The 20,799-nt window shown below is 64.7% G+C and carries 18 protein-coding genes; 7 read left to right on the top strand and 11 right to left on the bottom strand.

The window, feature by feature from the left end; genetic code table 11:
* Positions 1-26: 26 nt before the first annotated feature.
* The 5 genes from ACUN9Y_RS18190 to ACUN9Y_RS18210 all read right to left on the bottom strand — a co-directional run bounded on the left by ACUN9Y_RS18190 (position 27) and on the right by ACUN9Y_RS18210 (position 4,139).
* Entirely contained in the window at positions 27-788 is a 762-nt protein-coding gene (locus tag ACUN9Y_RS18190) for an amino acid ABC transporter ATP-binding protein (protein ID WP_445462163.1), read from the bottom strand.
* A 112-nt stretch (positions 789-900) separates the two neighbouring features.
* Positions 901-1,572: an amino acid ABC transporter permease gene (locus ACUN9Y_RS18195; RefSeq protein WP_445462136.1), complete on the bottom strand. Its 672-nt coding sequence runs from the start codon at positions 1,570-1,572 to the stop codon at positions 901-903.
* A 77-nt stretch (positions 1,573-1,649) separates the two neighbouring features.
* Positions 1,650-2,441: a transporter substrate-binding domain-containing protein gene (locus ACUN9Y_RS18200; protein WP_445462137.1), complete on the bottom strand. Its 792-nt coding sequence runs from the start codon at positions 2,439-2,441 to the stop codon at positions 1,650-1,652.
* 107 nt (positions 2,442-2,548) lie between these two features.
* The gene (locus ACUN9Y_RS18205) at positions 2,549-3,454 is read right to left on the bottom strand and encodes an allantoinase PuuE (protein ID WP_445462138.1); all 906 of its coding nucleotides are present in this window, start codon (positions 3,452-3,454) and stop codon (positions 2,549-2,551) included.
* Between the two features lie 283 nt (positions 3,455-3,737).
* Entirely contained in the window at positions 3,738-4,139 is a 402-nt protein-coding gene (locus ACUN9Y_RS18210; RefSeq protein WP_445462139.1) for a helix-turn-helix transcriptional regulator, read from the bottom strand.
* A gap of 465 nt (positions 4,140-4,604) precedes the next feature.
* Between ACUN9Y_RS18210 and ACUN9Y_RS18215 the strand changes: the two genes are divergently transcribed.
* The 3 genes from ACUN9Y_RS18215 to hpaI all read left to right on the top strand — a co-directional run bounded on the left by ACUN9Y_RS18215 (position 4,605) and on the right by hpaI (position 8,472).
* Complete coding sequence (locus ACUN9Y_RS18215) at positions 4,605-6,071, top strand: peptide MFS transporter (RefSeq protein WP_445462140.1); 1,467 nt, start codon at positions 4,605-4,607, stop codon at positions 6,069-6,071.
* 92 nt (positions 6,072-6,163) lie between these two features.
* The gene (locus ACUN9Y_RS18220; protein WP_445462141.1) at positions 6,164-7,450 is read left to right on the top strand and encodes an alpha/beta fold hydrolase; all 1,287 of its coding nucleotides are present in this window, start codon (positions 6,164-6,166) and stop codon (positions 7,448-7,450) included.
* Between the two features lie 206 nt (positions 7,451-7,656).
* Positions 7,657-8,472, top strand: a complete 816-nt coding sequence (gene hpaI, locus ACUN9Y_RS18225) for a 4-hydroxy-2-oxoheptanedioate aldolase (protein WP_445462142.1) — start codon at positions 7,657-7,659, stop codon at positions 8,470-8,472.
* 21 nt (positions 8,473-8,493) lie between these two features.
* On the opposite strand, the gene ACUN9Y_RS18230 is transcribed toward hpaI, so the two are convergent.
* The 4 genes from ACUN9Y_RS18230 to ACUN9Y_RS18245 form a co-directional block, all read right to left on the bottom strand.
* Positions 8,494-9,435, bottom strand: coding sequence for an MvdC/MvdD family ATP grasp protein (locus ACUN9Y_RS18230; protein WP_445462143.1), 942 nt, complete (start codon positions 9,433-9,435; stop codon positions 8,494-8,496).
* A 132-nt stretch (positions 9,436-9,567) separates the two neighbouring features.
* Complete coding sequence (locus ACUN9Y_RS18235; protein ID WP_445462144.1) at positions 9,568-11,139, bottom strand: zinc metalloprotease; 1,572 nt, start codon at positions 11,137-11,139, stop codon at positions 9,568-9,570.
* Between the two features lie 115 nt (positions 11,140-11,254).
* Positions 11,255-11,602, bottom strand: coding sequence for a hypothetical protein (locus ACUN9Y_RS18240; protein ID WP_445462145.1), 348 nt, complete (start codon positions 11,600-11,602; stop codon positions 11,255-11,257).
* A complete protein-coding gene (locus tag ACUN9Y_RS18245) occupies positions 11,595-13,178 on the bottom strand; it encodes a M28 family metallopeptidase (protein ID WP_445462146.1) in 1,584 nt (527 codons plus the stop codon). The genes ACUN9Y_RS18240 and ACUN9Y_RS18245 overlap by 8 nt, the downstream gene beginning before the upstream one ends.
* Positions 13,179-14,160: 982 nt before the next feature.
* Between ACUN9Y_RS18245 and ACUN9Y_RS18250 the strand changes: the two genes are divergently transcribed.
* A complete protein-coding gene (locus ACUN9Y_RS18250) occupies positions 14,161-15,405 on the top strand; it encodes an MFS transporter (RefSeq protein WP_445462147.1) in 1,245 nt (414 codons plus the stop codon).
* A 52-nt stretch (positions 15,406-15,457) separates the two neighbouring features.
* Here ACUN9Y_RS18250 and ACUN9Y_RS18255 read toward each other — a convergent pair whose 3' ends face one another.
* Entirely contained in the window at positions 15,458-16,411 is a 954-nt protein-coding gene (locus ACUN9Y_RS18255) for a phosphatidate cytidylyltransferase (RefSeq protein WP_445462148.1), read from the bottom strand.
* Complete coding sequence (locus tag ACUN9Y_RS18260) at positions 16,404-17,129, bottom strand: lysophospholipid acyltransferase family protein (protein ID WP_445462149.1); 726 nt, start codon at positions 17,127-17,129, stop codon at positions 16,404-16,406. The genes ACUN9Y_RS18255 and ACUN9Y_RS18260 overlap by 8 nt, the downstream gene beginning before the upstream one ends.
* Before the next feature lie 241 nt (positions 17,130-17,370).
* Here ACUN9Y_RS18260 and gmk point away from each other — a divergent pair, with 241 nt between their 5' ends.
* The 3 genes from gmk to ACUN9Y_RS18275 all read left to right on the top strand — a co-directional run bounded on the left by gmk (position 17,371) and on the right by ACUN9Y_RS18275 (position 20,748).
* Positions 17,371-17,988 carry a guanylate kinase gene (gene gmk, locus ACUN9Y_RS18265; RefSeq protein ID WP_445462150.1) on the top strand — a complete coding sequence of 206 codons (618 nt, stop codon included), beginning with the start codon at positions 17,371-17,373 and terminating at the stop codon, positions 17,986-17,988.
* Between the two features lie 303 nt (positions 17,989-18,291).
* Positions 18,292-18,549 carry a DNA-directed RNA polymerase subunit omega gene (gene rpoZ, locus ACUN9Y_RS18270; protein WP_445462151.1) on the top strand — a complete coding sequence of 86 codons (258 nt, stop codon included), beginning with the start codon at positions 18,292-18,294 and terminating at the stop codon, positions 18,547-18,549.
* Between the two features lie 66 nt (positions 18,550-18,615).
* Positions 18,616-20,748 carry a RelA/SpoT family protein gene (locus ACUN9Y_RS18275; RefSeq protein ID WP_445462152.1) on the top strand — a complete coding sequence of 711 codons (2,133 nt, stop codon included), beginning with the start codon at positions 18,616-18,618 and terminating at the stop codon, positions 20,746-20,748.
* Positions 20,749-20,799: the final 51 nt, after the last annotated feature.

Raw genomic sequence — 20,799 nt, forward strand, 5'->3', positions numbered from 1 at the left:
CAAGTGAAAGGGAGACGGCACGACGCTCAATGCGCCAGCACCGATTGCAAGAAGGCGCGGGTACGGGCCTCGGTCGGGTGACTGAAGATCACCTCCGGGGTGCCCTCTTCGACGACCTGCCCTGCTTCCATGAACACCACCCGGTCGGCGACATGGCGGGCGAAGCCCATTTCGTGGGTCACCAGCACCATGGTCACGCCGGTGCCGGCCAGGGTCTTGATGACGTCGAGCACCTCACCGACCATCTCGGGATCGAGCGCCGAGGTCGGCTCATCGAACAGCAGCACCCGGGGTTCGTTGGCCAACGCTCGGGCGATGCCCACACGCTGCTGCTGGCCGCCAGACAACGCCGACGGGTACTTGTGCATCTGCTCGGCGATACCGACCTTCTCGAGCAGCTCCTTCGCCCTGGCCTCGGCGGCGTCGCGGGCCAGGCCACGCACCCGAATGGGCCCCAGGGTGACGTTGTCCAGCACCGTCATGTTGGGAAACAGATTGAAGCCCTGGAACACCATGCCGACGTCCTTGCGCACCTCGATCAGCTCCGCACCAGGCTGCACGCGGATACGGTCGACGAAGATGTCGCCACCGTTATAGGGCTCCAGATAATTGATGCAGCGAATCAGGGTCGACTTGCCGGACCCCGACGGCCCCAGGATCGCGACCACTTCGCCCTGGGCAACGTCCAGGTTGATATCCTTCAAGGCATGAAAGTCGCCGTAGTACTTGTCGACGTGCTTGAGCGAAATGATGCCCTGGGCGGGCGTCTCGGGCAGCGCCTGGGGCATCGCCCCCTGGCTGCGCGGGGCTTGCTGGTTGGTCTCGACGTTCATTGGTTGTCCTCGCAGGCCGGGTCGGCCGGTCTTGTTATGGCGGGCACGCAGGCGCTGCCCGGCGGCGTCAGGCTCGGCCCTGGGCGAAGCGCCGCTCGAGCAGGCCGACCAGCCTTACCAGCGGCAAGAGCACGGCCAGGTACAAGAGCGCGGCGCCGATCAGTGGCGTCGGGTTGGCCGCCAGTGCCTGGGCCTGGGTGGCCTGCTTGAGCAGGTCCGGCATCGCCACCACCGAGGCCAGTGCGGTGTCTTTCATCACATTGATGCAGTTGCTGGTCAGCGGCGGAATGATCAGGCGAATCGCCTGGGGCAACACCACATCGCACATCACCCGATACTGGCTCAGACCGATCGACTGGGCCGCCTCGAACTGACCGCGGGGTACCGCCTCGATGCCGGCCCGGTAGATCTCGGCGGCGTAGGCGCTAGAGATCATCGTCAACGCCGTACAGGCGGCGGCGAACGGCGACAGGGTGATGCCGACAAAGGGCAGCGCGTAGTAGACGATCACCAGCCACACCAGCACCGGCAACGAGCGGAAGATGTCGATGTAGGCGATGGTGACGACGCGTACCACCAGTGGCCCATATAGCCGCAGCAGCGCCAGCGCGAGTCCGCCGACAAGGCCCAGCACGATGCTCAGAAAACCCAGCATCAGGGTCTTGCCGAGGCCCTGCATCAGCATCGGCAGGGTGCGTACGAACACATCCCAGTTAAAGAAGGTCTGGACCAGGTCCATGGGGGCTTGCCTCCACCATCGAAACAGAAGGGACGACGCGGCGACGTTGCCGCCGCGTCGTGACGCTTACCGGACGCTTACTCGGCGGCAGGCATATCGCGCACGTCGACGGTGCTGGTGCCGGCATCTGGCGCGGCACCGAACCACTTCTCGTGCAGGTCGGCGACGAAGCCCTCTTCCTTCAGTTCGCTGATCACGTCGCTGGCCTTGGTGGCAAGCTCGGCGTCCTTGGCGAACATCATCGAGTACTGCTCGCCGCTCGGGATACGGTCGACCACCTCGAGGCTCGGCTTGTCACGTACGTAGTACTGCACCGCGGGGATATCGGAGATGTAGGCATCCAGACGACCACTGGCCAGATCCAGCATCGCCGGCTGCAGGCCTTCGTAGCGCCGGATCTCGCTGATGCCGTACTTGTCCTGGTTGGCGGAGGTCCAGATGTCGCCGGTGGACCCGGTATCGACGCCGACGATCTTGCCGTCGAGGTCCTCCAGCCCGGTGATGCCCTTGGCGGTCGACGTGGCCAGCGACTGGTCGCTGTCGTAGTAGGGCTGGGCGAAGGACACCGACTGCAAGCGCTCATCGGTGATGGTGATCGACGATACCGCGGCGTCGATGCGTCCCGATTGCACCGCTGAGAACAGGCCATTGAACGGGATGTTGTTGATCACCACCTCGTCGTAGCCCAGGCGGCTGCCGATCTCGTTGACCAGGTCGATCTCGAATCCGACGTAGTCGCCGCTGTCATCCTGAAATTCCCAGGGCAGGTTGCCGATATTGGCGCCAACATTGAGGGTTTCGGCCATTGCCGACGCCGAGGCCAGGGAGGTGGCGAGCGTCATGCCGAGTGCAAAAGTCAGCTTTTTCATGGGGTTTTCCTTCTATTGTTGTCGTTGTACTGGGGATTGCTGTCGTTGTACTGGGGTAGTTATAAGGCTCGTTCTACCGCCGGCGCCCAACTATCGGCGCCAGCCGCTCATCCCTGGCGTTCTTCCCGGGTCGTCCAGGCCCTGGCGATCTCCTCGCGGGTCGCAAACCACACGCCCTCATGCCCTTGGGCATGTTCGATAAAGGCCTTGAGCGCGCGGATCTTGCCCGGCCGACCGACCATTCTCGGGTGCAGGCCGATGGACATCATGCGCGGACCTTTCACGGACTCTTCGAGCAAGACCTCGAAGCCCTCCTTGAGATAGTCCAGAAACTCGCGCCCGGAACTCAGCCCCGGCGACAGCCAGAAGCGAAAGTCGTTGGTATCGGTGGTGTAGGGCACGACCAGATGGCGCGTACCGCCGACCTCGGTGAAGTAGGGAACATCATCGTTGTAGGCATCGGCGTCGTAGAGAAAGCCGCCCTCTTCCACCAGCAGGCGCCGGGTGCGCACGCTGGGCCCGTAGCGGCAGTACCAACCAACCGGGCGCTTGCCGGTGGTCTCGGTGATGGAATCGATGGCCAGGCGAATGTGCTCGCGCTCCTCGTCCTCGCTGAGGCGAAAGACCTCCTCCCAGCGATAGCCATGGCTGCAGAACTCGTGGCCATCGGCGGCGGCGCGGCGGGCCACGGCCGGGTTCTGCTCCAGCGCCACGGCGCAGGCGAAGAAGGTCGCCGGCACACCGGCGTCACGCAGAATATCGAGGATACGCCAGATGCCGACCCGGGAGCCGTACTCGTACATCGACTCCATGGCCAGGTTGCGGGTGCCGGGCGGGGTGACGTAGCTGCCCCATTCGGTCATCGACTCCTGATCGTCGTCACCCATGGCGAAGGAGCGCTCGGAGCCTTCTTCGTAGTTGACCACGATATTGACCGCCAGGCGGGCACCGTTGGGCCAGGTGCCCTGGGGAGGTGTCTCGCCGTAACCGACCAGATCACGCTGTGGAGTCATGCCGTCTCTCCTGCGATCACCACGGCCACGCGCCGTCGATGACCCTATGTGTTGTTGGTGTTGTTATCGGTACTGCTGACCAGGCTCGAAGGGGCGATGGGTGCCCGTGGAGAGCTTCTGGAAAAATTGCACGCAATCTTGTGTGCGATGAGATAAAGAAAGCACAGCGTGGAAGAAACTGCAAACTTCACCGCCTACACGGCCACCATCGAGACAGCTGTCACCCGCCTTATCCCGGCGTGAGTTGCCCCTTCGCTAACCCAGGAGGCGCACGCCCTATCGCCTAGCGTATCGACTTCGACGGCGCCACGCCGAAGCGTCGCTTGAACGCCTTGGAGAAATGAAAACCGTCATAGAAGCCCAGTTTGTCGGCCACTTCGGCGACGTTCATTCCCTTGTGGGTCGATAGCACCCGAGCGATATCGAGCTTGGCGTTGACCAGGCAAGCCTTGGGCGACCGCCCAGTGTAGGCCCGAAATAGTTTACGTAATTGCTGCTCGCTGCATTGCGCGATGGCCGCCACCTCGGCCACGGACCAGGCACGATTCGTGCCCTGATGCAGCTCCACCAGGACCCGCTCGACGCGCTGATTGGCCTCGCGCGGCTCGGGGTCACCGGCTCGCGGTTCGTGGCCAATATCTCGGCCGAGCAGGTAACCGGGCACAACGCCAACGCCTTTCGCCACGACGCCAATGCCATGGCCTGGGAAACCACCTCGGCGCTGACCTTGATCGTGCAGGACTTCGTCTTTCTATCGCGCTATCTGAAGGCTGGCATCCCCACCATGCCCCCGTTTCTCGAGCCCCGCGTCGGCAAGACCAGGCCCCTGGCGCAAGGACGCCAGTATCACCGGGATGGGCGCCTTTCGTCCGCGCCCGCAAGACGGCTACTCCCCGGTGGTACGCGACGACGACACCGGCCTCGCCACCCGCGGCACCAAGCTCGAGGACAAGACTCAGAAATTCTGACCGCGCTGGCCGCCCCGGTCGCGCCCAGGGAGGGGGGCAAAATTGCACTTTCGCCCCCGACCTTTACCGAGAGTGGACGAAGTCTTTGCCTTTAAAGTCGCGGCGCCTTAGTGTTTTCCTGGAAAAATTAAGAGAAACACCAGCGATTTCCCTATCTGTCGCGCCAGCGACCAGGAGCTACCATGAAAACCACCGAGGACGCCGCCCGTCCCGGGGAAGAGCGCCGCTTCTTCGGCCACCCCTGGCCCCTCGCCACCCTGTTCGGCATGGAAGTGTGGGAGCGCTTCTCCTTCTATGGCATGCAGGCGATCCTGCTGATCTACCTGTACTACGAGGCGAGCCGGGGCGGTCTCGGCATCGATCAGTCGATCGCCATCGGCATCGTCGGCGCCTACGGCAGCTCGGTGTACCTGTCGACGATCCTCGGCGGCTGGTTCGCCGATCGCGTCTTCGGCGCCGAGCGCACGCTGTTCTACTCGGGCATCGTGGTGATGACCGGCCATATCGCCCTGGCCGTGCTGCCGGGGGTGCATGGCGTCACCGTGGGCCTGGTCTGCGTGGCGCTCGGCAGCGGCGGCGTGAAGGCGACCTGCTCGGCGCTGGTCGGTTCACTGTACGAGCCTGGAAGTCCGAAGCGTGACGCCGGCTTCTCGATCTTCTATCTGGGCATCAACATCGGTGGCTTCGTCGGCCCGCTGCTGACCGGGCTGCTGCAACAGAATGCCGGCTTCCATTACGGCTTCGGCATCGCCGCCGTGGGCATGGCCATCGGCCTGATGCAGTACGCCAAGGGGCGCAAGCACCTGCCCAATGACCAGAAGACGGCACCGGACCCGATTGGCGCCTCATCCCTGAAGCGCTATGTGGCCGCTGCCGTGGTCGCACTGGCGGCGCTCGGTCTCGCCGTGGCATTGGGCTGGGTGCGCGCGGAAAACCTCTCCGGCGTGCTGCTCGGCATCATCGCCGTCGCCGCCGTGGTCTACTTCGCCGTCATCCTGCGTTCGAGCCACATCACCGCCGACGAACGCAGCCGCGTCTATGCGTTTATACCGCTGTTTCTCACCAGCGCGGCCTACTGGGCGCTCTACAGCCAGTCCTATACCGTGATCACCGCCTTCTTCGATCAGCGTGTGGACCGTTCGCTGTTCGGTTGGGAAATCCCGGTGGGCTGGCTGGTCTCGGTGCAGGCATTGACCATCATCGTGTTCTCCGGCGTCTTCGCCTGGCTGTGGACGGCGCTGGGCAAGCGCCAGCCTTCCTCGGCGGGCAAGTTCGTCCTGGCCATGGCGATCATCGGCGCGACCTTCCTCGGCTACCTGCCCTTCCTCGGCGGCGAGGGCGCGAGCATGCCGCTGTTCGTGCTGGTGCTGCTGCTGCTTGGCTTCACCGCCTCCGAGCTGTGCCTGTCACCGATCGGCCTGTCGGTGTCCACCAAGCTCGCGCCCAAGGCCTTCCAGACCCAGATGATGGCGCTGTTCTTCCTCTCGCTGGCGCTCGGTTTCGCCGCCGGGGGGGAACTCGGGGCCTACTACACCGAGGAGACCGAGGTCGGCTACTTTATTGCCATGGCGGCCATCGGTGGCGTCACCACTGTGCTCCTGGCGTTGTGCCTGCCGTTTATCCGGCGCGCCATGAAGGGCGCGGACTAAGCACCCACGGGAGCGCTCGACGCCCCCAGTCCGACGCGGGATGCCGCTCCCGCGTCGCACGCCAGCCTCCTTCGCGTCACAGGATCATGCCCATGCCCATGCCCACCGAACACGCCATTTCCGGCCTGCACATCACCGACCATCGCATCGAGGTCCCGCTGGACTGGTCACGGCCAAACGACCCCGAACGCCTGAGCGTCTTCTATCGCGAGGTCTGCGCCAGCGCCAAGCGCGATGAGAACCTGCCGCTGCTGGTGTTCCTCCAGGGCGGCCCCGGCGGCAAGTCGCCGCGTCCGACCGCCGAGGGGCCCGGCTGGCTCCACGAGGCGCTCAAGCGCTATCGCGTCATCCTGCCGGATCAGCGCGGTACCGGTCGCAGCTCGCGCATTACCGCCGAGGTGATGCAGGGCCTTGGCAGCAACGATGGCGCAGGCGACTACCTGACCCACTTCGATGCCCACGCCATCGTCGCGGACCTGGAACACATCCGTCAGAGCCACTACGACGGCGCTTCCTGGAGCACCCTGGGCCAGAGCTACGGCGGCTTTGTGACCCTGACCTACCTGTCCTGGGCCCCGGAGGCCCTGACCCGGTGCTACGTCACCGGAGGGCTGGCGAGCCTCGCCCCCGACCCCGACGAGGTCTACCGTCGTACCCATCGCCGAGTGATCGACAAGATGGACGCCTACCTCGAGCGCTTTCCGGCGGATCGCCAACGCCTGGATGCCATCGCCGACCACTTGCTCAACCACGAAGTACATCTGCCCAACGGCGATGTCCTGACCGTCAGGCGACTCCAGAGCCTCGGCTTGCTGCTCGGCATGGGCGACGGCACCGAGACCCTGCACTGGCTGTTCGAAGAGGCCTTCGAGGATGATCGCCAGCAGCGGCTCAATCATCATTTCCTGGTCGAGGTGATGCACCTGACCGGCTTCGATGAGAACCCGCTGTTCGGCGCCATTCACGAGCACATCTACGCCTCGCCGGAACGCGCCTGCGACTGGGCGGCCCAGCGTCAGCGCGAGCAACTGCCCGAATTCGACGAGTCACACCGCCCGCTCACCCTGACCGGTGAGATGGTCTATCCGTGGATGTTCGATGAGATCGCGGCGCTCAAGCCGTTTCGCGAGGGCGTCAAGGCGCTGGCCGAGAAACGCCTCGCCAAGCCGTTCTATGATGTCGAACGTCTGGCCAACAACCCGGTACCGGTGGCTGCCCTGATCTACTTCGACGACATGTACGTCGACGCCGAGCTGTCCCTGGCCACCGCCAGGACTACCGCCAACCTTCGCTACTGGATCACCAACGAGTACGAACACGACGGCCTGCGCCAGGACCCTTTGGTATTTCGACGCCTCCAGGCGATGCTCGACGACTGATGCACGCGTCTGTGGCCATGTCAGCGCCCATGCTCGTACTCATGGCCATGCTCGTGACCATGCTGGTAACCAAAAGCCACGCCTGGGCCCCCACCAGCACGCAGACGGCGCGTCCCCAGGGCTGGCGAAGGAGGCACGGCTCGGCTATTGCTATAGCACCCATCATCCTCGACAGCTTTACCCCCCACGGACACAGGACGCCACCCATGACAACGCCAGCGGGCATTCCCACCGGCAATCGCTTCAAGACCGCCCTGGCCAACGGCCAACCGCGTATCGGCCTGTGGCTCTCCCTGGGCGACCCCTACGGCGCGGAGATGTGCGCAAGCGTCGGCTACGACTGGCTACTGATCGACGGCGAACACGGCCCCAACGATCTACGCTCGATGCTCTTCCAGCTACAGTCGGTCGCCGCCTACGCCAGCCACCCGGTGGTGCGCGTGGTGCAAGGGGAAGTCGCTCGCATCAAGCAACTGCTGGATATTGGCGCCCAGACGCTGCTGGTCCCCATGATCGATACCCCGGAACAGGCCCAGACGATGGTTGCCGCCACACGCTATCCACCCGACGGCGTGCGTGGAGAGGCCGCCGCCATCGTGCGCGCATCGCGCTGGAATGCCCGATCCGACTATGTGCGCAAGGCCAACGATGAGGTCTGCCTGCTGGTCCAGGCAGAAACCACCACCGCCATCGACAACCTCGAGGCCATCTGCGCGGTGGAAGGCGTCGATGGGGTCTTTATCGGGCCTGCCGATCTGGCCGCGTCCATGGGCTTCCCGGGGAACGCCGGCCACCCAAGCGTCCAGGCCGTCATCGATGACGCCATCCGGCGCATTGTCAAGAGCGGCAAGGCCGCGGGCACCTTGACCAGCGACCCGGACCAGGCCAAACACTATCTGGCGCTGGGCGCCCGGTTCGTGGCCGTGGGCCTGGATGTCGCCTTGTTGATGCAAGCCCTGCGCGCACGGGCCGCGCAGTTCGATCTGGGCACTGCCGCGGATGACGCCAAGGGGCCTTACTGAGTCAAAGGTTACCGGCTAGCGCTACCAATCGCCGCCGCCACGCTCGAGGGCGGCGGCGATGGCCTCGGGGATCGGCTGGCCGCTGCGTTCACTGGCGAAGAGATACTCCCCGGCGGGGTTGACCTCGAGAAACACATGCTCGCCCTCGGGGGTCACGCGCAGGTCGATGGCGCCGTAGGCCAGGCCGAAGTGCTTCATCAGCGCGCGCAAGCGCGACTCCACCTCCTCGGGCAGGTCGTAGGCACTGACCTCGGCGCTGCCGATGCCGCCACGGTAATCGACCTCAAACCGTGCTTCGCTCCTGAAGGCGGTGGCGAACATCTCGCCGGCGACCGCCGTCACGCGAAGATCCAGCGCCGGCGGAATGTACTGCTGGAAGATCACCGGGGCGAAGCGCACCGCATCGAGATGGGCGAGTTCTTCCTCGCCGACCTTGCGCGTCTCGCGGGGGGCTTCGGCGATGTTACGAAAGGCCTTGCGCACGACGCCGCTGTCCTTGTGGCGGGCGATGAACTCCGCCGCCGCCTCGGGGTTATTGGTAATCAGGGTGTCGGGAATGGTCAGGCCGAGCCGGGTCGCCACGCGATGCTGGGTCAGCTTGCGCAGGGCATGCTCGTCGGCCAGCGGATGGTTCATCCAGAAGGCATCCATGGCGTACCACAGCCCCTGCACCGCCTCCTGGGTCTCCGACCAGGCAAACAGCCGAGCGGTCTCGTCGGTCAGCGCCGGGTCGAGTTCGAAGGCTCGCTGGCGGCGATACCACACCGAGCGCACCTCATCGAGGGCCAATGCCCTCCCCCCGGGCAGGTCAATGAACAGGCTGTCACTGGCGGGGCCGGCGTAGGCACGAATGCCGAGCCGCGCGGGAAAGTCGGCCAGATCGATGACCTCGAAGGGCGAGCGAAGATGGGCGATCACCTTCTCGACGTGGGCGTTGTCGGCAAACGAAACGATCAGGATCATCGTGGGCTCCCGGGGCCGGGGAATGGAAGAAGAGCGATAAGGACAGCAAACCGGCGTCATCACCGAGAACCCGCCACCGGCCACCCTCCATGGTGGCCGCGGCGGGCCAATCGGCAGTCGCTCGATAAGGCGTTATTGCCCTCCCATCTCAACGTAGGCCTGCCATAGCTGCTGCCAGGCCTGCATGCCCTGGGCATCCAGCAAGCCTTGCTGGGCAAGCTGGGCGTACTGCGCCAACAGCTCGGCATACTGCGCCAGCATCTGGGCGTTCTGGGCCTGCGAGCCATCGCCGCCTGCCGTGCCGGCGCCCTCGGCCCGGGGATCCTGGCCTGTTGCCAGCACGAAGGGCATCGCCGGCCCCACCATCGGCTGCATCGGTTGCATAGGCTGCATCGGCTGCATCGGCTGAACCGGCTGAAGGCCGGGGAAGCCGATCAACGGGCCACCGATCGCCGGATTCTCGTAGATGCCCTTGCCCGGGAACTCATAGAGCTTCTTCGGTTGATCGAAGGGGCCGTCCTTGATCAGGTCCTTCGGACCATCCTTGGGCCCGTCCTTGATCAGATCCTTCGGTGAGTCCTTGGGCGACTCCTTGCCAAGCTCCTTCGGGACTTCCTTGGTGTAGTCCTTGGGCGCGTCCTTGATCAGATCCTTGGGCCTGTCCTTGCCCAGATCCTTGCTGCCATCCTTGGGCGGATCCTTGATCAGATCCTTAGGCCCATCCTTGATCAGATCCTTGGGCCCTTCTTTCGGCAGTACCTTGGGCACCAGCGGCGAACAGGACACGGCATCGCCGATGGTGCTGCGCGGCCCATCCAGGCAGGCCTGCATGCGCGCCACCTGGCCTTCGGTGAACATCACCATCGCTTCATCGTCGACGTAGTCCATGTAGTTCATGAACATGTCGCCGTTGGGGCCATTGCTGCAGGACACCCTGGGGAAGGTCGGCGTACCGTAATTGGGGCCGCCCTGGTTGGGCGTGTCGGCGACGAAATCGGAGCCCGAGCAGCCGGTACCGTCATCGCCCCAGATATGGTTCAGGTTGAGCCAGTGGCCGATCTCGTGGGTGGTCGTGCGGCCGAGCGCGAACGGTGCGGCGGCGGTGCCGGTGCTACCGAACCCGGTGTGCGTCACCACCACGCCGTCGGTGGCGGCGGCCCCTCCGGGAAACTGCGCGTAGCCCAGCAAGCCGCCACGCAACTGGCAGACCCACAGATTCAGGTACTCGTCCGCCGGCCAGGCGTCGTGGCCACCGGTGGCGCCCGCCTTGACCTTGTCATCGACGTCGAAGCCATCGACGTCGGTCTCGGTGCGAGTGATGCCATTGGTGGGGTTGCCGTCGGGGTCGGTCCTGGCCAACTCGAAAATCAGGCGTGCATCTGCCACCAGCGGGGCGAAAGGGGCCGGTACGCTGCTGACATCGCCGTTGAGCTTGCGAAAATCCTTGTTCAGGATCTCGATCTGGCTATCGATCTGGGCTTGGGACACGTTCTGCGCGGAGGTCTTGTAGACCACGTGAACGACGACCGGAATCTTGGTGCAGCCTGGGCGCAGCGCTCCTGGGTTGTGCTGAGAACGAAAGGCGTGCTCTTCGATACGCGCTCGGCGTCTGGCGTATTGCGGATCACTGTCGAGCAGACGCCGGTGGACTTGCATGGTGCCGCAGCAGCGGCAGGCTTCGGAATGAACGTGGTTGTCAGCCATGATGAACTCCCTGCCGAGCATGGTTGCCGGCACTGGGACGGGGTGAATGGGGGGTGGCCAGCGAACTGGCCCCTCGCCTTCCTGTGGCACACGGCTTGACTGCCACGTTCAGGCGTCAGCGTTGAGTGATGATCAGCGTCTCCTCCTCCAGGGCTTCGATGTGATAGTCCCCCTCCCAACCGGGCAACGTCAGACTCAAGACGTCGTCTCGGCAGGACCAGTGGCCATGACCCTGGGTCTCTAGCGCGTCGTTGGCGGAGCCCGCCTGAAGCAGGGCGTCGCCGTTGGCACCGAGACACAACCGCCGACGTGGCATCCGAGAGGGAGCAATAGTCGACGAGAGCGCCTTGAGTACCAGTCGTCCCGGCTCGCAGCGTTCGGCGATCTCGACCCAGTCCTGGGCCAGGGCATCAGGCAAGGCATCAGGCAAGGCATCAGGCAAGTCATCGGTCGAATCAGACATGGGGCACCTCCGAGGCCGGGCCGGCCGGTCTTCGCATCGCATCGCGGCATAGGGCCTCCAGCGCACGCTCGCTTTGCTGCCACTGCGCCAGCAGGCCAGGGTCGAGCCGGCCGTCGCGCTGAAGCCTGCGATACTGGGCGAACAGGGCCTGGCAGTGTGCCGTGAGCCGGGTGAGAGGCTGGCCCTGGTGGTGCGCTTCGTCGCCGCGGCAGATGCAGGTCACGCCTGGCGCCGGCGCGACTTCCTCGAGCCCGGCGGCCTCGGCCACGAAGCCGAGGTTCATGGCCAGGATCTGCATCGCGTAGTCGATGTCGATGGTAGCCAGGACGTCATCGCCCGTGTGCACGGCGTCATTGGCGCTGTCGGCGCCTTCGATGGTCAGCACCGCGGGGACTCCCGCGTCGATGAAGGGCACATGATCACTGGCAAAGGGGTTCAGCGAGACCTGGACCTCGAGCGAGGTGAAGCGCCCCGCCGCCACGCCGAGCGCATCGATCAAGGACTGGCTCACTGGCGCCCCCTCCAGCAACACCGCTTGCGGGGTGGCATTGACCGAGCCGATCATGTCCATGTTGAGCACGCCCTTGATCCGGGCTCGCTCGGCAGCCGAGAGGCCGGCGACGTACTGGCGACTGCCATGCAGCCCTTGCTCCTCGCCGCCGAACAGCACGTACCTCACGTCATCGTCGAAGCGGTGGCCGGCCAGGACCTCCGCCATCAGCAGCAGACCGGCCGCCCCGCTGGCGTTGTCGTCTGCGCCGGGTGCCGGCGCACTGGCGCCACCGGCATGGTTCACCGAATCCAGGTGAGCAACCACCAGCCACTCGCCAGAGGCGCCGCTGCGCCCCGCCTGGTGAGCGACCACGTTGCTGCTGGTACCGCCGCCCGGCAACGTGATCGCTTGCTGGTCGGCCTCGAGGCCCGCGGCGGCGAGCTGGGCCTGGGCCCAGGCCGCGGCCTCTGAGAAGGTGCTGCTGGTGGACAGCCGAGTAGGATAGCCAACCAGATGGCTGAGCAGGGCGGCGTAGCGCTCCGCCGACGCCGAGGCGACCAAGGCCGAGAGTGCTTCTGAACGTGCCACCGAGGGCGTCGCGCCATCTCGGCGCGGCGCCTCGGCGAACGCCATCAGGGTGGTGGACTCACGCAGGGCGAAGAGCTCGAAGCAAGGCGTCGGGGGGGCACCGCGGGAGGGACTGCGCCGGGCATTGATGCGTTGGGCCTCGGCGCCCGAGACATCGACCACCAGATAGCGTCCCGCATCCAGCAGCACCGGGATCTCGGGGTGGGCCTGCTGGAAGGTCCGCCCCTTCTGGCGAACGCCGTGCAGGCGTCCGTTGGCAATCGTGCCGACGGCGGCACTAGTCCCATCGGGCTCATCACGCTTGTCAGCACCGTCATGCGTCTCGCTCGCGTCGGCGTCCACCGTGGCCAGCCGCTCGGCGACGCTGGGCCACCGATCGTTGGCCGAGACCACGAGGGCACGACGCCCGGCACGCACGACCCAGCCACCAGAGCGCTCAACATCTTGGGCCCAAGCGTCCGAGCCCGTCGTCGCGGATAGCTGTCGAAATTTCATCGCAGACTCCTCGCTCCCGACGGCAATCCGGCGAGAACTCTGTGTGCGAATCCCTGGCGTAGGGTGCGCGAGGCGTTATCGACCCCACCGCAGCTTTTTACTGGCCCAGCCACGGCGTGTTTTCCCAACTCAGCCACCGCAGCTTTTACCAACCCAGCCACGGCGTGTTCTACCAACCCAGCCGCCGCAGCTTTTACCAACCCAGCCGCCGCAGCTTTTACCAACCCAGCCGCCGCAGCTTTTACCAACCCAGCCGCCACAGCTTTTACCAACACAGCCGCCGCAGCTTTTACCAACCCGGCCGCCTTGCCAGCCTGGCCGACCGGCCTCAAGCCACGGGGCGCTGTGTGACGCAACGGAATCGCGCTACATGAGAGGCATCATGCGATTTACCGTCGGACATCCTGCGGTGGCGAATACCTCAATTGACTTAGCGTTTCCGACCGCGCTCTCAGAGTAGTCTGATTCGATACTCTTCACATGAGCACGCCCGGCTCCCACACGCGCCGACCAATCTCACCCCACTCCGGACACGGCCCTACAAAACAACACATCACATTGAATAATAAACAAAAAACAACAAACACCGTGGCTTCACGGGACAACCGCGGAGCCACCGGCACGCCCGTACAGTCCGGGAGCACACCGAAAGAACAATGGAGAATCAATCTCTTATTAAGGGAGTGAAAGTTTTGCAGGATGCGGGGGCTTAGCGTGAACTTCAGTCCTCGCACCCAACGATCTAGTCTAATTTTCCTACGTTCTTCTGCCGGTTTGAGCGACGGCCCCGATACCGTCGGCGCCTCGCCAACACGATGCATTGCCGTCACGTTCACGGCTTATCTCCGCATTTTTCTAACATGTAACCGTCATCATGCCGCCAAAAAGGACTCGCAAGTACCGCAATAGGATTTTATACTTTGGTAGTAATTTTACGGTCCCGACTCCCCTCGGGATCGTTTTCGTTTGCCGTGAGGTCCTCATGACGTCTACCCCCCCTGAGTCATCCGCGTCTCCCCCCGCCAGCAGCCGCGCCCGGAACCCACGTCTGGCCGAGCTGGCACTGGCATTGGGCGGGTTCGGCATCGGCACCAGCGAATTCGTCATCATGGGCCTGATGGAGCGCGTCGCGACTGACCTTTCGGTCTCTCCGGCCGATGTCGGCTATGCCATCTCGAGCTACGCGCTCGGTGTCGTGGTCGGGGCGCCGCTGATCTCCGCGCTGGCCGCACGGGTCCCACGACGCACGCTACTCATTGTGCTGATGCTGGTGTTCGCGGTCGGCAACATCGCCAGCTCCCTGGCCACCAGTTTCTGGCCCTTCGTTGGCCTGCGCTTTCTTGCCGGGCTCCCCCACGGCGCCTATTTCGGCGTGGCCGCCCTGGTCGCGGCGGCGGCGGTGCCGGTGGAACAGCGGGCTCGCGCCATCAGCCGCGTCATGCTCGGTCTGACCAGTGCCATCGTGATCGGTGCACCACTCGCCACCTGGGCCGGGCAGTGGCTCGGATGGCACTTCGCCTTCTTCGCCGTCGGCCTGATCGCTCTTGCCACCATGGCGATGATTCGCCTCTACGTGCCGCGCCAGCCCCATGACGTCAAGGCCAGCCCCAAGCGCGAGCTGAGCGCGCTGGTCAAGCAGCGCGTGCTGTTTACTCTGGGCGTGGCCAGCATCGGCTTCGGCGGCATGTTCTCGGTCTTCAGCTACGTGGTGCCGACCCTGAGGCAACAGGCCGACATGCCCGAATCGGTGGGTCCCTGGGTATTGGCGATCTTCGGCATCGGCGGCATCATCGGCAACCTGGTCGGGGCACGTGCCGCCGACAAGAACCTGATGAAGGCCATACCACGCATTCTGCTGTGGTGTCTGGTGGTGCAGGGTTGCTTCTACTTCGCCGCCAACAATCTCTACACCGGCATCCTGTTCGTCGGCCTGGTCGGCACCAGCATGGCGCTAGGCCCGGCCCTCCAGACGCGCCTGATGGATGTGGCCGGTGATGCCCAGACCATGGCCGCCTCCATGAATCACGCGGCCTTCAACTGTGCCAACGCCCTCGGCGCCTACCTCGGCGGCGTCACCATCAAGGCCGGCGCCCCCTGGTCCTCTACCGGGCTGGTCGGTGCCGGCCTGGCCCTCGGCGGCATGCTGATGTTCTACGTCGGGCTCAGGATGGAGCGACGCAGCCAGGCGCGTCGAGCCGCGACACCAGCCTCACGCACGATGCGTTGAGACCGACGCGCGCCCTGCGGGAGGCACTTTGGTCTTGCGGGCCGCCGCGGCGTCAGGATATCGACCAGAAGTAGCGCACCACGTGAAAGAAGATCGGTGCCGAGAACACCACCGAATCGAGTCGATCGATGAAGCCCCCGTGGCCCTCGATCAAGTGCCCCCAATCCTTGATCCCTCGGTCGCGCTTGATCGCCGACATCACCAGCCCCCCGACGAAGCCGAGCAGGGCGATCATCAACGCCAGAAGGGCAGCCTCGAGCGACGAAAACGGCGTCATCCAGGCCAGCCCAGCGCCGATCAGCGTGGCGCTTGCCACCCCGCCGATAAAGCCCTCCAGGGTCTTCGATGGCGACAGATTCGGGGCGATCTTGCGCCGCCCGATCAACTTTCCCCAGACGTACTGCAGCACATCACTCAGCTGCACGACCACGATCAGAAAAGCGATCAACAGCACGTTGCGCCCTTCGAAGCCGGGAATGTCGAGGCTCAAGAGAGCCGGTACGTGGGAAACGCAGAACACGCAGATCATCAACGCCCACTGCACCTCGCTGACCCGAGCGAGAAACCCTTGGCTATCGCCACGCAGGGCCGCGACCACCGGCAACAGCAAGAAGGCATAGACCGGGATCAGGATCGAGTACATGCCGTAGTACTGCTGCCAGATCAGCACGTATTGCAGCGGTAGCACCACGAAAAAGACCAACGCCAGGGCCCAGTGGTCCGCACGCCGGGCCTGGACCAGGCCGATGAACTCACGCAGCGCCGAGAACGAGGCGAAGGCGAACAGCAACACCACCCCCGTCTTGCCGCCGAGCAAGGCAAGCCCCAGCAGCACCGCCATGATCCACCAGGAGCGAATGCGCTGATTGAGGTTCTCGATGACCTCGTTGTCCCCCTCGGGGGAGTAGCGCCGCTGCAGGACATAACCGATGGCGCTGGCCAGTACCAGAAGGCTTACGACCCCGAGCAACAAGGAGGCGAGACCGGCGGGAATGACGTTATCCATGGGCGTTGGCCCCTCCTTGGGCGGGGGCCAATGCCAGCAGTGCCTCGCGGGCACGTACGAGAAATGCGTCCTTGTCCTCGTCAGGCGCCAGGGCGACGGGCGCCCCATAGGTCACCGTGCACAGCAGGGGAATCGGCACCACTTCGCCCTTGGGCAGCACGCGGTTGAGGTTGGCGATCCATACCGGCACCAGCTCCACCTCGGGGTGGGCCTTCGCCAGGTGATAGAGGCCGGACTTGAACGGCAGGCAAGCATCATCGGTGGTGTTGCGGGTGCCCTCGGGAAACAGAATCAGGGAGTCACCGCCGCCAAGGGCCTCGTTCATCACCGCCAGCGGGTCGTGGCGAGAAGGTTCGGCGCTATCTTGATCCGGGCTATCTTGATCCGGGCTATCCTGATCCGCGCTGGACCGGTCGGCACAGCCCTTGCCACCGGAGCGCTCCACTAGCACCGCGTGAAAGACATCGTGGATCAGAAAGCGACGCAGCCGCGAGGCGAGCCAGTAGTCGGCGCCGGCCACCGGCCGCGTGGCCTGGCGCAGACGCGGGGGCAGGGTCATCCAGACCAGCACGAAATCACCGTGGCTGGCGTGGTTGGCAAAGTAGATCCGCTGGCGCCGGAGCGGCTCGACGCCCTGCCAGATGGGCCTGGCAGCCGTCACCAGGCGCGCAAGAAGGCGCACCAACAGCGCCACGAAAGAGGCTATCCACTGCCGCATCACGATGATTTCCTTGCCAGGTCAGGGGAGAAGCGGTCGGCACACGTCCTGGCGTGAGCCGACCGTGGGTCGGGACTCCGTCTCGCGGCGAGCAGTTTAGCAAAGAGTGATGGCGCCGGTGGCATGCAGGCGTCGACGGGTACAGGCGCCCGCCATAGTGTGCGATACTTCGCCCCCTGAAAACGCCTACCGCGCTGTGTTTCCCATTGCCTCTCAAGCCGCTGACTACGGGTCTTCGATCATGTCTCAAGGTACGCTATTCATCGTTTCCGCCCCTTCCGGCGCCGGCAAGACCAGCCTGGTGCGAGAGCTGATCGAGAGCCTCGACGGCATCCAGGTATCGGTGTCTCACACCACCCGGGCCAAGCGACCAGGTGAAGTCGATGGCGTGAACTACCACTTTGTCGATATGCCCCGTTTCGAGACCATGATCGCCAAAGGCGACTTCTTCGAGCACGCTCGCGTCTTCGACAACTGCTACGGCACCTCGAAAAGCGCCGTGGACTCACGCCTGGCGGCGGGACAGGACGTGATCCTCGAAATCGACTGGCAGGGCGCACGTCAGGTTCGCGAAAAAATGCCCAGGGCGGTCTCCATCTTCATCCTGCCGCCGTCACGCGACGAGCTCGAGCGCCGCCTGGCGAGCCGCGGCACCGATGACCATCACGTCGTCGCCGCCCGCATGCGCGAAGCCGTCAGCGAAATGTCTCACTACGCTGAATACGACTACCTGGTGATCAACGACGACTTCACCACCGCCCTGGAAGAGCTCAGAGCCCTGGTCATTGCCCACCGCCTGCGCACGCCACGGCTGGGCGATCGCCACGCGGAGCTACTCGGCGCCCTGTTGTCGGACTAGCCCCAACGGGGCATCGCCCCCCTGTTGTTCGAGGGGCATCGCGGTGCCAGCCCCCTTCGACGACCCCAGATGAGCAGGCGCGAGCCGCCGTGGCAGCGTCTTGTGGCATCGCACCATCTTGTCAGGACAGGCCGCGGTCGAGTAATCTAGCCGGTCTATTCGCAGGTGGTTCCCCGGGGCGCTCGACGTCGGCCGGGGCCCAGCCCGTCAGACCGCGCCTCACGGGGCAGGATCCAGCGCTGGGAATCGCCACGCCAGGCCGACGCCCCTGCATCGATACACCCATTTTTCAGGAAGCCCCCCATGGCGCGAGTCACCGTCGAAGATTGTCTGGAACACGTCGAAAACCGCTTCAAGCTGGTCATGATCTCTACCCAGCGCTCCCGTCAGCTGGCCCGCGGCTCCCGCGATGCCCTGCTGCCGTGGGAAAACGACAAGCCCACGGTCATGGCCCTGCGCGAAATCGCCGATGGCCTGATCGACGACAGTGTCCTCGATGAACCGGTCGAAGCAGCGCCCCGTTTCCGTCCGGAATACACGTCCTCCCCCGCCGAGGAGTGATCGCCCCCGCCGGGCGGGCGTAAGGCCGCCCCAAGGGCCCTCATCCCAGCAGTTGGGGCACGCCGCATGTTCACGATCGATGATCTGTCCGACCGCCTCGGTGGCTACCTTCCCGCCGACGAGATCCAGCAGGTCAGGCGTGCCTTCTACTACGCCGAACAGGCACATGACGGGCAGCGCCGACGCTCCGGCGAACCCTATGTGACCCATCCCCTGGCGGTGGCCAACATCCTGGCCAACATGCACATGGACCATCAGAGCCTGATGGCCGCCATGCTGCATGACGTCATCGAGGACACCGGGGTCGGCAAGGAGGCACTCGCCAAGCAGTTCGGCGAAGCGGTGGCGGAGCTGGTCGACGGCGTCTCGAAGCTGACCCAGATCACCTTCGAGGACAAGGCCGTCGCCCAGGCCGAGAACTTCCAGAAGATGGTGCTGGCGATGTCCCGGGATATCCGGGTGATCATCGTCAAGCTCGCCGATCGCCTGCACAACATGCGCACCCTCGGCGCCCTGCGCCCCGACAAGAAGCGGCGCATCGCCCGGGAGACCCTCGAGATCTACGCCCGGGTCGCCAGTCGTCTCGGCATCAATACCATTCGCGTCGAGCTCGAGGACCTGTCGTTCCAGGCCATCCACCCGATGCGCTCTGAGCGCATCAAGCGCGCCGTCTCCAGCGCCCGGGGCAATCGCCGTTCGGCGATTCGCCAGGTGCAGAATGCCCTGCAGAGTCGCCTCGACGAGGAAAGCCTTCAAGGCACCGTCATCGGTCGTCAGAAGCACCTGCTGTCGATCTATCGCAAGATGCGCGATCAGCGCAAGTCCTTCGCCGAGATCATGGACGTGTTCGGTTTTCGCATCATCGCCGACGACGTCGACAGCTGCTATCGCATCCTGGGCATGGTGCACAACCTCTACAAGCCGGTGCCTGGACGCTTCAAGGACTACATCGCGATCCCCAAGGCCAACGGCTACCAGAGCCTGCACACCACGCTGTTCGGCGCTGGCGGCATGCCCATCGAAGTGCAGATCCGCACCCGCGAAATGGAGGCCATGGCCAACAACGGCATCGCCGCCCATTGGCTCTACAAGGCCGGCCAGACCGCCCACCCGATCGCCGAGGGCAGCCGCGCCCGTGCCCGCCAGTGGGTCAAGGGCCTGCTCGAGATGCAGCGCCACGCCGGCGACTCGCTGGAGTTCATCGAACACGTCAAGAATGACCTGTTCCCCGACGATATCTACGTGTTCACGCCGAAAGGCGACATCATGGAGCTGCCCCAGGGCGCCACGGTGATCGACTTCGCCTATAGCGTGCATACCGAGATCGGCAACACCTGTATCGCCTGCCGTATCGATCGGCACCTGGCGCCACTGTCGAGCCGGCTCGAGAGCGGCCAGACCCTGGAGATCATCACCTCTCCCGGGGGCAAGCCCAACCTCGCCTGGCTCAACTTCGTGGTCACCGCCAAGGCGCGCTCGGCGATTCGCCACGCCCTGAAACACCAGCAACAGACCGAAGCGGTACAGCTGGGTCGACGCCTGCTGACCAGGTCCCTGGCCGAGTTCGGCGTCAATCTCGAGGAAGTCGCCGACAAGGCCATGCGCACGCTGCTCGGCGAGATGGATATCGCCTCAGAAGCCGCGCTGCTGGAGGCCATCGGCCTAGGCAATCGGGTCACCATCGTCATCGCCAGGCGCCTGGTGGAGCTGCATCAAGGGGCTCCACTGGCCCAGGGCGAAGAACTCACCAGCCACGGCCCGGTAGCGATCAGTGGCGCCGAAGGCATGGTCATCAAGTACGCGCGCTGCTGTCATCCGCTACCCGGCGACCCGGTCATCGGCCACCTGTCGGTAGGCAAGGGCATCGTGGTTCATCGCACCGAGTGCCGTAACCTGCAGGAACTCAGAAGCGACCCCGAGAAGCTGCTCGCGTTACGCTGGTCCGAGACCATCGACGAAGATTTCCCGGTGGCCCTGCGCCTGGAAGTGGAAAGCCGTCGTGGCCTGGTGGCCGAACTCGCCGGACTGATCACCGATGCCGATGCCAATATCGAGCGCATCGGCATCGAGGAGCGCGACGCGCGTCTCGCCATCGTCAACCTGACGCTATCGGTGCGCGACCGAATCCACCTCGCTCGCATCATCAAGCGCCTGCGTAACCTGTCGCATATCGGCAAGATAATCCGACTCGGTAATTGAATATCACGCGAACGGCCGTCGCTCCGGCGACGGCCGAGAAGACTTTTTTCG

The sequence above is a fragment of the Halomonas sp. V046 genome, from assembly GCF_052645355.1.